The following is a 13,421-nucleotide window of genomic DNA, read 5'->3' on the forward strand; positions in this document are numbered from 1 at the left end:
ATGAGCCGGGCTTCTCGGTACGACCAGGCTAATTACTTAGCTTGGGCTTCAACTTCAGCTTCTACGCGACGGTTGATAGCTTGGCCTTCTTTGGTGGCGTTGCTGGCAGCCGGATTGTTCTTACCGTAGCCCAGCGAGCTAACGCGAGATTGCTCAACGCCATACTGATTGGTCAGCACTTGTGCGACAGCATGAGCACGACGCTCGGACAGCTTCTGGTTGTAGGCATCGGTACCGACGTTATCGGTATAGCCTTTAACCACGGTGCTGGTCTGAGGGTACTGCTTCATGAAGTCAGCCAGGTTCTTGATGTCGGCATAGCTGTTAGGCTTGACGACCGACTTGTCGAAGTCGAACTTCACGTCCAACTGAACCTTGACCATTTCAGCGACTGGAGCTTCTGCAACCGGTGCTGGCTCTTCGGCAACTGGAGCTGGAGCAGGTGCTGCAGCAACCTTGCCACCGCTACCACCGAAGTTCACGCCCAGACCAATGCTAGGGATGTAGTCCCACTGACCGTTGTCCAGCTTGTAGTCGGCTTCAACACCGGCACGAGCGTACAGATTGTCGGTGATGTACCACTTGGCGCCAGCGCCAGCGGTCAGGAAGGTCGACTGGTCACGACCGGTGTGGCCGGTAGCAGCCACGTTGGTCAGGGTGCCGTACTTCACGCCACCTTGAACGTATGGACGGATCGCATCGCCAACGCTACCGAAGTGGTACTGGCTGTTCAGACCGAACTGATCGCCACGGATCTTCTGATTGCCAGTGCCGTCGTTCGAACGAGTGTGGTTGTCCTTGCCGTAGGTCAGGTTGACGGAAACGTCGTCGGTCAAGAAGTAGCCAATGCTCGCGCCTGGCTGATAGCCGTCTTCAACGTGGTTGACGCTGTCGTTGTACTTCTTGCCGTAGAACAGCTCACCCTCGACCGCGCCTTGGCCTTGTGCCAGGACGCCGAACGAAGTTGCGGCTACAAGTGTACCAACGGCAATGCCCAAGGTGTTTTTCAGTTTCATCCGTTAAATCCCCATCTGGTGATTGTGAATCAGTCCCCAAACCGGGGGACAACTCGGCGACAAGTCTAGCAGAACTTGCCTGAACGTAAGAGATATTTGCGTCGAACTAAGTTTCAGCAATACCCGCAAATTTCTCACGCAATTTATCTAGCGCCCTTTTGTAGCGCATTTTCGTAGCACTCAACCCCATGTGCATGATGTCCGCGATCTCCTGAAACTCGAGCTCTGCGACAAAACGTAGCACCAGGATTTCCCGGTCGATCGGGTTTACATGCCCCAACCAGCGATCAAGTCCGGCCTTTTCCTCAGGTACCGGCGCCTTCTCTTCCGACGCCTCCTCGAGCGGGTCGAGACTCAAGGCGTCCATCAAGCGACGCTTTCGCCGTTCTTTTCGATATTGCGTAATGCACTCGTTGTACGTGATGCTATAAAGCCATGTCTTGAACTTCGATTTACCCTCAAAGTTCTTGAGGCCATACAAGACCTTCAACATCACTTCCTGACAGACATCGTCCGCATCACGATCGTTCCCTAAATACCTTGAACAAACGCTGAACAAAGTTCGTTGATAGCGACGCATTAACTCTTCGTAGGCACGCGTCACGTGAAAAAGCTCCGCATGCGAACGCGCAACAAGCTCCTCATCGGAGAGCTCGCGGGGATCGTAGCGCATGGATAGCGATTGGGTTTTATTCAAAACGAGTCATGCCGACAGTCAGGTCAATGTACGCCGCGGCCCAAAAATCGCGGGCTTTTTGCGGCCGCATACATTAGCAGGGTTTGCCGGATTAGCGGCTACTCACATGCTGCTCCAACAGAATCCGATTGGAGAGAGAGACTAGCTCACCCTCATCGGTCAGCAATGTGGTTTTAACCGTGCCGATCTCTTCGATCTGGCCTTCGACCTCGCCAACTCGCACTTGTTGCCCAACCTGATACAACTCACGCACATAGATTCCCGCAAGAATCTGCCCGGCAATCTCCCGACTGCCCAGGCCCATGGCCAATGCAACGGCCAGACCAACGGTAATCAACACGATCACAATCACATGGTTCAGCAGGTCGGTCTTGACCTCCAACTGACTGATCGCCACTGAAATACTGATGATCACCACCAACCCCTGGGCCACCCGCCCCAGGCCGCTGGCATAGTCCAGGCCCACGCCTTCGGCGGCACCGCGCACCAGACCGTTGACCAGTTGCGCCAGCAATACACCCACCAACAGGACCAGCGCCGCGCCAAATACCTTCGGCAAATACAGAGCCAACATGTCGAGCGTAGCCGAAACTCGCTCAAGTCCAAGGGATTCGGCGGCAGAAACCAGGAAAATAAGCAAAATGAACCAATAGACAATCTTGCCGATCAGGGTCGAGATCGGTACCTGAATGCCCGCGCGACTCAACAACTTGGTCAGCCCGGTGCCCCCCATGAGGCGATCCAGCCCTAGTTTGGCGAGTAACTTGGACAGCAGGGTATCGAGCAGCTTGGCCACCACAAACCCCAGCAGCAGCACAACCAGGGCACCAAACAGGTTGGGGATGAAGTTTGCGACCTTCGTCCACAACGCCGTCATCGCCGCTACCAGACTCCGGGTCCAGAGATCAAGTTCCATATTCAATCAGCCTTATCCGTAGAGCGAGCAGTAGGGGTACGACGGGAAACCGGCATGACATGCGCCGATCCACTGTTCAGCGCGATCAGCAGCGCTTGCAGCCAACGCCCCAGCAAACTGAAGAGATCACCTGCGCCGACCTGACGGTTGGCGGTTTTCAGGACACGCCCCAAACACGCATCGTCGTCACGGCTGGACGGCGAGGCCCTGAGCATGTCACGCAGAGACTGTTCAAACGGATCGTGCATACGCACCTCTCGGAATGTCTTGGAAAGACGCGATCAGAATTTCCCGAGTCACATCAAACATGTTTTACAGCCAGCGCAAACGGCGAAACAACCACCATTGGCCAAGCGCCAGGGCGGCGATCAACAGGCAAGCGATGGCAAATCCATAGGGGTCCTGGGACCCTGGAATCCCGCCGACATTGATTCCCAGCAAACCAGTGAGAAAACTCATCGGCAGGAAAATCCCGGTGATGATCCCGAAGCGATACATGATCTTGTTCATGCGCACGTTCAGACGCCGGTCTTCGGCCTCAAGCACCAGCCCCAGGCGCTCTCGAGTCAATTCGAGCTCTTCCAGATAACGGGTCAGGCTGTTGTTCAACTCGTTCCAGTAGTCGGCGTCGTCGCTGGCAAACCAGGACAACCTGATGCGCGTCAGTTGGCCAAAGATATCCCGCTGCGGGGCCAAAAAGCGTTTCAGCCCGACTGCCCGGCGGCGTATCTGTACGATCGCCCCATGCTCGGGACTATACCGTTCGTCGGCATCTATCTTTTCCTCCTCGTCATCGACCACTTCCGACAGGTCGCTGACCAGATCCTGAACCTTCAGCGTCAGGTATTGGGCCAGGTAGAGGATCAGCTCAGAGGCGGTTTTCGGCCCGTTGCCCGCCTCCAACTGGACCAGCAGTTCATCGGTCGCGCGCAACGGTCGCAAGCGCAGGGAAATCACCCGCTGGGCCGAGGCGAAGATGCGCACCGAGACCATGTCCTCGGGCTCGGCGCCTGGATTGAGGTTGACCCCGCGCAAAAACAGCAGCAATTCACTCTCTGGCAACGGCAACAGGCGTGGGCGGGTGTTTTCCTCCAATAGCAGGTCGCAGCTGAATTCACTCAGGCCACTGGATGCACGCAACCAGGCCTGGGTTTGCGGGTGGCTGCGATCCCAGTGCAGCCAAAGACTTTCCTGCGGCCGCAACTGCAGATCGTCCAGCTGCGTCCGAGCAATCGAGCGCGCACTGCCCTTACCATCGAGAACCAAGGCATGGACCAGCCCCCATTGCGCGTTGTCTTCCTCGAACATCCTTACTCCTGTAATTCCATTTCGAAAAACTACTCAGGCATCTTCAACGGACTGGCTGAGACGATCACCCCGTTGTTGTCCGCATAGACATATTCGCCCGGACGGAAGGTGACGCCGGCAAAGGTGACCGGCACGTTCAGGTCGCCGATGCCGCGCTTGTCGGTCTTCATCGGATGGCTGGCCAGTGCCTGCACACCCAGGTCGGTTTGCGCAATCACATCGACATCGCGGATGCAGCCGTAGATCACCAATCCTTCCCAGCCGTTCTTCGCCGCCCTCTCAGCCAGCAGGTCACCGAGCAATGCCCGGCGCAGCGATCCACCGCCATCGACCACCAGCACCTTGCCGGCGCCCTTGAGTTCGACCTGATCCTTGACCAGCGAGTTGTCCTCGAAGCACTTGATGGTCACGATCTCGCCACCAAAGGAGTCTCGACCGCCGAAGTTGCTGAACATCGGCTCAAGCACCTGCACCTGCTCCGGATAGGCATCGCATAGGTCGGGAGTGACGTAATGGTTCATGGGTAAACTCCTGTAGGTGAGAGAACACGATCGTTGTGTCGACCCTCTAGTGGCCTGTACGGTGAGTTCGTTAGCTCAAGCTCGGATGCCACCCGTCCATGGCCAAGGCGCTGTGACCCGGCTAGCCGGGCTATGGCAAGCAATGGCAACACCGGCCAGGGGCGGGTGGCGCCGAAACTGACTCATAGAACTCACCACACAGGCCACTAGAGCAGCTTGCTTAGAGAAGCGCTCCCCCGAGCGGATGTTTGGACGATGACCCAAAATGCGCAATGCCGCTTATCTTAGCCGCTACCACTTCGAAGCGAAATGCCCTTCTTAGAGCGTTTGCTGAACCTAGTAGCCGATAAGGTAGCAACGCCGGCACTGGCTGGTGGCGCCGAAATTGACTGACAGAACTTGTCACACAGACCATCAGACTGACTCAGACCGCAATAAAGACGGCTGATCACGCAACCAGTCGGCCACCAATGGCCAGACTTCGGCTTGTGCCGGTTTGCTGACCAGCATCTGGATATGACCGAAATCCGAACCGAACCCGGCCTTGCGCCCCAGACAGATAAACCGCTTGAGTGGCGAGCCTATCTGCTCGTACAACTGACGACAGGCCCAGTCCGGATCCTGGCGATCACCCGCGGCACTGACCGCCAGCACCGGTACGTCGACTTGCGCCAGGCCCTCCCACCAATTGTGTTCTTTATCCCCGAAACGTCCGCACAAGCCATGCCAGCGCAGACTTTCAAGGGCCAGGCCGATCGGCTCATCCTCCGGCCCACGCTTGAGACGTGAGCCGGACAGGTGGGTGAAGGACTTGAGCAGCAAGCGTGCGCTCCACTCCACCGGGGGAATCTTCAACGGCCAATAGATACGACTGACCTGGCAGCCGAACAGGGCCACCGAGGCCACGTCCGGCGCCCTCAGATGCTGACCACCGAGGGCCGCCGCCAGGGTGGTGCCGCCCAGGGAATGGCCGATCCAGTGGGGCACCTGCCCGCTCCGCTCGCGGACAAAGGCGGCGATGGCCGGCAGATCGTAGCGCGCATAGTCGGCCACGCGGTTCTTGCGATAATCCTGATTGCGCGCGGACAACCCGTGCCCGCGCATTTCCGCGATCCACACATCGAATCCGGCACGCGCCAGATAGGCGCCCAGGCCGATGCCCTTGGGGGAATACCAGAAACGCCGGTTGGAAAAACTACCATGCAGAAGAATGACCGGCATGCCACGCACTTGCAGTTGATCGGCCAGGCCCAGACGGGTCACCGCCAGTTCAACCGTACCATCGGGGCTGTTACCCGGTTTTAAACGATAGACGTCTTCGCTCAGATCACCACAACGCTCGGCGCTGAGCAAAGCCACGGGAAAAAGATGACTGCTGCTTTGCATAATGCTCTTGCACAAAAAAGGGCGACTCCTGTGTGGCCTCGCCCTGCACATATAAAAATGCCTGCCAGCTCATAAAGCCGGCAGGCATTTCATTTCACTTGAATCAGGCCTGAGTCTGAGCTTCAGCCAGGAAGAACCAGGTTTCCAGTACGCTATCGGGGTTCAGGGAAACACTCTCGATACCCTGCTCCATCAACCAGCGCGCCAGGTCCGGGTGATCGGAAGGACCTTGCCCACAGATACCGATGTACTTGCCGGCCTTGTTGCAGGCCTGGATGGCATTGGACAACAGCTTCTTCACCGCCGGGTTACGCTCGTCGAACAGGTGCGCGATGATCCCCGAGTCGCGATCCAGACCCAGGGTCAGTTGGGTCAGGTCGTTGGAACCGATGGAGAAGCCGTCGAAGTACTCGAGGAACTCATCGGCCAGGATCGCGTTGGAGGGCAGTTCGCACATCATGATCACGCGCAGGCCGTTCTGACCACGGGCCAAGCCGTTGGCGGCCAGCAGCTCGACCACCTGGCTGGCTTCGCCGAGGGTACGGACGAACGGCACCATAATCTCGACGTTGCTCAAGCCCATCTCGTTGCGCACACGCTTGAGCGCGCGACACTCGAGTTCGAAGCAGTCACGGAACGATTCGCTGATATAGCGCGAGGCACCACGAAAACCCAACATCGGGTTTTCTTCTTCCGGCTCGTAGAGCTTGCCGCCGATCAGGTTGGCGTATTCGTTGGACTTGAAATCCGACAGCCGCACGATGACCTTTTTTGGCCAGAACGCGGCGGCCAGAGTGCTGATGCCTTCGACCAGCTTCTCGACATAGAAACCGACCGGGTCGTCGTAGCCGGCGATGCGCTTGTCGACGCTGTCCTTGATTTCCTGCGGCAGACTGGCGTAGTTCAGCAGCGCCTTGGGGTGCACGCCGATCATGCGATTGATGATGAACTCCAGGCGGGCCAGGCCCACACCGGCGTTGGGTAACTGCGCGAAGTCGAAGGCGCGGTCCGGGTTACCGACGTTCATCATGATCTTGAACGGCAGCTCGGGCATGGCATCGACGGAGTTCTTCTTGATATCGAAGCCCAGTTCACCTTCGAAGATATAGCCGGTATCGCCCTCGGCACAAGACACGGTGACGCCCTGGCCGTCTTTCAACAGTTCGGTGGCATTGCCGCAACCCACGACTGCGGGAATCCCCAACTCACGGGCGATGATTGCCGCGTGGCAAGTGCGCCCACCACGATTGGTGACAATGGCGCTAGCACGCTTCATCACCGGCTCCCAGTCCGGGTCGGTCATATCGGAGACCAACACATCACCGGCCTGAACCTTGTCCATCTCGGACACGTCCTTGATGATCCTTACCTTGCCGGCGCCAATACGCTGGCCGATGGCGCGGCCTTCCACCAGCACGGTGCCGGTTTCCTTGAGCAGGTAGCGTTCCATGACGTTGGCCTGGGTACGGCTCTTCACGGTTTCCGGACGAGCCTGGACGATATACAGCTTGCCGTCGTCACCATCCTTGGCCCACTCGATGTCCATTGGGCACTTGTAGTGTTTCTCGATGATCATCGCTTGCTTGGCCAGCTCGCTGACTTCGGCATCGCTCAGGCAGAAACGCGCGCGGTCGGCCTTGTCGACATCGACGGTCTTGACCGAACGACCGGCCTTAGCCTCGTCGCCGTAGATCATCTTGATCGCCTTGCTACCCAGGTTACGACGCAGAATGGCCGGACGACCGGCTTCGAGCGTGCCCTTGTGAACGTAGAACTCATCCGGGTTCACCGCGCCCTGGACGACGGTCTCGCCCAGGCCGTAGGCGCCGGTGATGAACACCACATCACGAAAGCCCGACTCGGTGTCGAGGGTGAACATCACCCCGGCGGTGCCGGTTTCCGAACGCACCATGCGCTGCACGCCAGCGGACAGGGCCACCAGCTTATGGTCGAAGCCCTGATGCACCCGGTAGGAAATGGCACGGTCGTTGAACAGCGAGGCGAACACCTCCTTGGCCGCACGAATGACGTTTTCCACGCCACGAATGTTCAGGAAGGTTTCCTGCTGACCGGCGAAGGAGGCGTCCGGCAGATCTTCGGCGGTGGCCGAGGAACGCACAGCCACCGCCATGTCCGGATTGCCCGCCGACAGGATAGCGAAGGCGCTACGGATTTCGGCGTTGAGCTTTTCGGGAAACTCGGCCTCCATGATCCACTGACGGATCTGTGCGCCGGTTTTCGCAAGGGCATTGACGTCATCTACATCCAGCGCATCCAGCGCCGCATGGATCTGATCGTTCAGGCCACTGAGTTCGAGAAAATCACGATACGCCTGAGCCGTAGTGGCAAAGCCGCCGGGGACCGACACGCCGGCACCCGCGAGGTTACTGATCATCTCGCCCAGGGATGCGTTCTTGCCCCCTACGTGCTCTACATCATGGACGCCGAGCTTATCGAGGGAAACTACGTACTCTACCAAGGTGATCTCTCCACTAAACTGTGTTGGAAAAGCTCGGAGCGAGCTGCAGAGTTGCCTGCGACGATCATACTGCGTTAAGAACAGGCTCGGAGGCTCATTAGCGGGCTCAAGTCGGACGCGACTCCAGCCGTTCCTTGCCTGTTCTTACCTTGCCTGATCGCCGCTCGGCGAACGCTTATGCAGACGCTATGTGGCCTGGACCTGGAAAATAAGTGAGAATGCCGACCATTCTGGACTGGCAAATCGCGCCTATCATATCCAAGAATCGTCATCAGCTTAAGGCCCAAGGTGCAAATGAAACGATCTGCTTTCTTTATTTCCGATGGCACCGGCATTACCGCCGAAACCCTGGGTCAAAGCCTGCTGGCGCAGTTCGAGAATATTACCTTCGCCAAGTTCACTCGTCCGTATATCGACAGCGTGGACAAGGCCAGGGCCATGGTACAACAGATCAATCTCGCCGCCGAGAAGGACGGATTTCGACCGATCATCTTCGATACCATCGTCAACCAAGACATCCGTGAGATCCTCGCGACTTCAAATGGTTTCATGATCGATATTTTTTCCACCTTCCTCGCTCCACTGGAACAGGAGCTGAGCGAGCACTCCTCCTACTCGGTGGGTAAATCTCACTCCATTGGCGGCAACTCCAACTACATGGAACGAATCGAGGCAGTGAACTTCGCCCTCGATAACGACGACGGCGCCCGCACCCACTACTACGACAAGGCCGACCTGATCCTGGTGGGCGTATCGCGCTGCGGCAAGACCCCGACCTGCCTGTACATGGCGATGCAATTCGGCATCCGCGCGGCCAACTATCCACTGACCGAGGACGACATGGAGCGCCTGCAACTGCCAGCCGCCCTGCGTGCCCACCAGCACAAGCTGTTCGGCCTGACCATCGACCCGGACCGCCTGACCGCGATCCGCAACGAACGCAAACCCAACAGCCGCTATTCGAGCTACGCCCAGTGCGAATTCGAAGTGCGCGAAGTGGAAAACCTGTTCCGCCGGGAAAATATCGCGCATATCAACTCCACGCATTTTTCCGTAGAAGAGATTTCGGCGAAGATCCTCGTGGAAAAAGGTGTGGAGCGGCGCTTCAAATAACACGACTGTCGTTTGCGCCGGCTTATTACTGCTTGCCGTCTCTCTTCAGAACGCATCGCCGGGCACACGTACCCACCCCTCCATCAGCACCCTGGCACTGCGGCTCATAATGGCCTTGACCACGCGCCATTCACCGTCGGCCAGGATCGCCTCGGCGCCGACACGCAAAGCACCCGAAGGATGTCCGAAGCGCACTGAACTGCGCTCGCCACCGCCCGCCGCCAGATTGACCAGGGTGCCGGGAATCGCCGCCGCCGTGCCGATAGCCACTGCCGCCGTGCCCATCATGGCGTGGTGCAGCTTGCCCATGGACAATGCCCGCACCAGCAGATCAAGCTCACCCGCCGCCACCGGCTTGCCGCTCGAGGCGGTATAGCTGGCTGGCGGGGCGACAAAGGCAACTTTGGGCGTGTGCTGGCGCTGAGCCGCCTCGTCGATATGGGCGATCAGGCCCATACGCAGCGCACCATAGGCGCGGATCGTCTCGAACATTGCCAGGGCCTTGGGATCGCCATTGATATCGCCCTGCAACTCGCTGCCGGTGTAGCCGATATCCGCCGCATTGAGGAAGATGGTCGGGATACCGGCGTTGATCAGGGTCGCCTTGAAGGTACCCACACCCGGCACGTCCAGGTCGTCCACCAGGTTGCCGGTGGGAAACATCGAACCGCCCGCACCCTCCTCCTCGGCCGCCGGGTCCATGAACTCGAGTTGCACTTGAGCGGCGGGAAAGGTCACGCCGTCGAGTTCAAAATCGCCGGTTTCCTGAACCTCGCCCTCGGTGATCGGCACATGGGCAATGATCGTCTTGCCGATATTCACCTGCCAGATCCGCACCACCGCCACACCATTACGTGGAATACGTCCCGCCTCCACCAGACCCGCATGGATGGCGAACGAGCCGACCGCCGCCGACAGGTTGCCGCAATTACCGCTCCAGTCGATAAACGGCTGGTCGATCGACACCTGGCCGAACACATAATCGACATCGTGATCAGTCGTGAGACTCCTGGACAGAATCACCGCCTTGCTGGTGCTGGAGGTCGCCCCGCCCATGCCGTCGATCTGCTTTTCATAGGGGTCTGGGCTGCCGATCACTCGCAACAACAGCGCATCCCGCGCGGCACCTGGCAATTGCGCCGCTTCCGGTAGGTCGTCGAGGTTGAAGAACACGCCTTTACTGGTGCCGCCACGCATATAGGTGGCGGGAATCTTGATTTGCGCTACGTGGGCCATAAAAGCTCCTGCGGAGTCTGAACACCTATTTTTGATCGTTGCCACGCCAGCGTGGCAACGATCGTCCTCGTCTAGCCGGCCAGAAAGTCCTGGGCAAAACGCTGCAAGACCCCACCGGCCTCGTAGATCGAAACCTCTTCGGCGGTGTCCAGACGGCAAGTCACCGGCACCTCGACACGCTCACCGTCGCGGCGCCGGATCACCAGGGTCAGGGTCGCCCGCGGCGTGCGCTCGCCGAGCACATCGAAGGTCTCGGTACCGTCGATAGCAAGGGTCTTGCGGTCGGTTCCCGGCAGGAACTCCAGCGGTAACACGCCCATGCCCACCAGGTTGGTGCGGTGGATGCGCTCGAAGCCTTCGGCGGCAATCGCCTCGACCCCGGCCAGACGCACGCCCTTGGCCGCCCAGTCACGGGACGAGCCCTGGCCGTAGTCGGCACCGGCAATGATGATCAACGGCTGCTTGCGCTGCATGTAGGTCTCGATGGCTTCCCACATACGCATGACCTGGCCTTGCGGCTCGACCCGCGCCAGGGAACCCTGCTTGACCTTGCCGTTTTCCACGACCATTTCATTGAACAGCTTGGGGTTGGCGAACGTCGCGCGTTGCGCGGTGAGATGGTCGCCCCGGTGGGTCGCGTAGGAGTTGAAGTCCTCTTCCGGCAGGCCCATTTTTGCCAGGTACTCGCCAGCCGCGCTATCGAGCATGATGGCGTTGGACGGCGACAGGTGGTCGGTGGTGATGTTGTCCCCCAGCACCGCCAGCGGGCGCATACCCTTGAGCGGTCGCGCACCGGCCAGGGCGCCTTCCCAGTACGGTGGACGGCGGATATAGGTGCTCATCGGCCGCCAGTCGTACAACGGCTTGACCTTGGGGCCGGTGTCTTCGTGGATGGCGAACATCGGGATATAGACCTGGCGGAACTGCTCGGGCTTCACCGACGCCTTGACCACCGCGTCGACTTCTTCATCGCTTGGCCAGATGTCCTTGAGGCGGATTTCCCGGCCCTCGGCGTCCAGACCGAGCACGTCCTTCTCGATGTCGAAGCGGATGGTGCCGGCAATCGCGTAGGCCACCACCAACGGCGGCGACGCCAGGAAGGCCTGCTTGGCATAGGGATGGATACGTCCATCGAAGTTGCGGTTGCCGGACAGCACGGCGGTGGCATAGAGATCGCGGTCGATGATTTCCTGCTGGATCAGCGGGTCCAGGGCGCCGGACATGCCGTTGCAAGTGGTACAAGCGAAGGCCACCAAGCCAAAGCCCAACTGCTCCAGTTCCTTGGTCAGCCCGGCTTCGTCCAGGTACAGCGCCACGGTCTTGGAACCCGGCGCCAGCGACGACTTGACCCATGGCTTGCGGGTCAGGCCCAGTTTGTTCGCATTGCGGGCCAACAGACCGGCGGCGATCACGTTGCGCGGGTTGCTGGTATTGGTGCAACTGGTGATGGCGGCGATGATCACCGCACCGTCGGGCATCTGCCCCGGCACATCGCTCCACGGGCCGGCAATGCCTTTGGCCGCCAGATCGCGAGTGGCGACACGGGCGTGAGGGTTGCTGGGACCGGCCATGTTGCGCACCACCGAAGACAGATCGAACCGTACACCGCGCTCGTACCGGGCGCTCCTGAGGCTGTCGGCCCACAGGCCTGTGTGCTTGGCGTAGCTTTCGACCAACCGCACCTGTGCGTCTTCACGGCCAGTCAGTTTCAGATAGTCGATGGTCTGCTGATCGATAAAGAACATCGCCGCAGTAGCGCCGTACTCCGGTGCCATGTTGGAAATCGTTGCGCGGTCGCCCAGGGTCAGTGCGCCGGCGCCCTCGCCGAAGAACTCCAGCCACGCACCCACCACCTTCTGTTGACGCAGAAACTCGGTCAGCGCCAATACCATGTCGGTGGCGGTGATGCCCGCTTGCAGCTTGCCGGTCAGTTCGACGCCGACGCTTTCCGGCAGGCGCATCCACGACGCCCGGCCGAGCATCACGCTCTCGGCCTCCAGACCGCCGACACCGATAGCGATCACCCCCAACGCATCGACGTGAGGCGTATGACTGTCAGTGCCGACACAGGTGTCCGGGAAGGCCACGCCATCACGCGCTTGGATCACCGGGGACATCTTCTCCAGATTGATCTGGTGCATGATGCCGTTGCCCGGCGGGATGACATCGACGTTCTTGAAGGCCTTCTTGGTCCAGTCGATAAAGTGGAAGCGGTCTTCGTTGCGCCGGTCTTCGATGGCGCGGTTCTTGGTAAAGGCCTGCGGGTCGAAACCGCCGCGCTCCACGGCCAGGGAGTGATCGACGATCAACTGGGTCGGCACCACCGGATTGACCTGGGCCGGGTCGCCGCCCTGGACCGCGATGGCGTCGCGCAGCCCCGCCAGGTCGACCAGGGCGGTCTGGCCGAGAATGTCATGGCAGACCACACGTGCCGGGAACCAAGGAAAATCCAGGTCGCGCTTGCGCTCGATCAATTGCTTGAGGGAGTCGCCGAGCGTCGCCGGATCGCAGCGCCGCACCAGGTTTTCGGCGAGAACGCGGGAAGTGTAAGGCAGGCTGTCGTAGGCGCCGGGCTGGATGGCATCGACCGCCGCGCGGGCGTCGAAGAAATCCAGGTGGCTGCCGGGCAGGCGTTTACGGTATTGAGTATTCATGATATCGGACTCGCTCACGGTAAGGTCAACGACGGGTGCAAAGTCTCTGGAGCCGGACTGTAACCGGTGGCAGGTGGGCTTGCCCACGCTCGACC

Annotated in this window: 11 protein-coding genes; 1 reads left to right on the forward strand and 10 read right to left on the reverse strand. The window is 59.6% G+C overall.

Annotated elements, in window-relative coordinates; genetic code table 11:
• Window positions 1-32: 32 nt before the first annotated feature.
• The 8 genes from AWM79_RS23125 to ppsA all read right to left on the reverse strand — a co-directional run bounded on the left by AWM79_RS23125 (window position 33) and on the right by ppsA (window position 8,323).
• Window positions 33-1,016 carry an OmpA family protein gene (locus tag AWM79_RS23125; RefSeq protein ID WP_017134235.1) on the reverse strand — a complete coding sequence of 328 codons (984 nt, stop codon included), beginning with the start codon at window positions 1,014-1,016 and terminating at the stop codon, window positions 33-35.
• 106 nt (window positions 1,017-1,122) lie between these two features.
• Window positions 1,123-1,713 (reverse strand): RNA polymerase sigma factor SigX, encoded by a 591-nt coding sequence (gene sigX / locus AWM79_RS23130; RefSeq protein ID WP_026013444.1) that lies wholly within the window; start codon window positions 1,711-1,713, stop codon window positions 1,123-1,125.
• 91 nt (window positions 1,714-1,804) lie between these two features.
• A complete protein-coding gene (locus AWM79_RS23135; RefSeq protein WP_017134237.1) occupies window positions 1,805-2,629 on the reverse strand; it encodes a mechanosensitive ion channel family protein in 825 nt (274 codons plus the stop codon).
• A gap of 2 nt (window positions 2,630-2,631) precedes the next feature.
• The gene (locus tag AWM79_RS23140; RefSeq protein WP_017134238.1) at window positions 2,632-2,877 is read right to left on the reverse strand and encodes a hypothetical protein; all 246 of its coding nucleotides are present in this window, start codon (window positions 2,875-2,877) and stop codon (window positions 2,632-2,634) included.
• Window positions 2,878-2,941: 64 nt separating this feature from the next.
• A complete protein-coding gene (locus AWM79_RS23145; protein ID WP_017134239.1) occupies window positions 2,942-3,937 on the reverse strand; it encodes a zinc transporter ZntB in 996 nt (331 codons plus the stop codon).
• Between the two features lie 29 nt (window positions 3,938-3,966).
• Window positions 3,967-4,458, reverse strand: coding sequence for a ribonuclease E activity regulator RraA (gene rraA, locus AWM79_RS23150; RefSeq protein ID WP_017134240.1), 492 nt, complete (start codon window positions 4,456-4,458; stop codon window positions 3,967-3,969).
• A gap of 414 nt (window positions 4,459-4,872) precedes the next feature.
• The gene (locus tag AWM79_RS23155; RefSeq protein ID WP_017134241.1) at window positions 4,873-5,844 is read right to left on the reverse strand and encodes an alpha/beta fold hydrolase; all 972 of its coding nucleotides are present in this window, start codon (window positions 5,842-5,844) and stop codon (window positions 4,873-4,875) included.
• Window positions 5,845-5,947: 103 nt separating this feature from the next.
• Entirely contained in the window at window positions 5,948-8,323 is a 2,376-nt protein-coding gene (gene ppsA / locus AWM79_RS23160) for a phosphoenolpyruvate synthase (protein WP_060783854.1), read from the reverse strand.
• A gap of 294 nt (window positions 8,324-8,617) precedes the next feature.
• Between ppsA and ppsR the strand changes: the two genes are divergently transcribed.
• Window positions 8,618-9,436, forward strand: a complete 819-nt coding sequence (gene ppsR / locus AWM79_RS23165) for a posphoenolpyruvate synthetase regulatory kinase/phosphorylase PpsR (RefSeq protein WP_017134242.1) — start codon at window positions 8,618-8,620, stop codon at window positions 9,434-9,436.
• Window positions 9,437-9,481: 45 nt separating this feature from the next.
• Here ppsR and prpF read toward each other — a convergent pair whose 3' ends face one another.
• Window positions 9,482-10,672 carry a 2-methylaconitate cis-trans isomerase PrpF gene (prpF, locus tag AWM79_RS23170; RefSeq protein WP_060783855.1) on the reverse strand — a complete coding sequence of 397 codons (1,191 nt, stop codon included), beginning with the start codon at window positions 10,670-10,672 and terminating at the stop codon, window positions 9,482-9,484.
• A 71-nt stretch (window positions 10,673-10,743) separates the two neighbouring features.
• Window positions 10,744-13,326 carry a Fe/S-dependent 2-methylisocitrate dehydratase AcnD gene (gene acnD, locus AWM79_RS23175; RefSeq protein ID WP_060783856.1) on the reverse strand — a complete coding sequence of 861 codons (2,583 nt, stop codon included), beginning with the start codon at window positions 13,324-13,326 and terminating at the stop codon, window positions 10,744-10,746.
• Between the last annotated feature and the right edge of the window lie 95 nt (window positions 13,327-13,421).

The sequence above is a fragment of the Pseudomonas agarici genome (genome assembly GCF_001543125.1).
In the GTDB taxonomy this organism is placed as follows: Bacteria; Pseudomonadota; Gammaproteobacteria; order Pseudomonadales; family Pseudomonadaceae; genus Aquipseudomonas; species Aquipseudomonas agarici.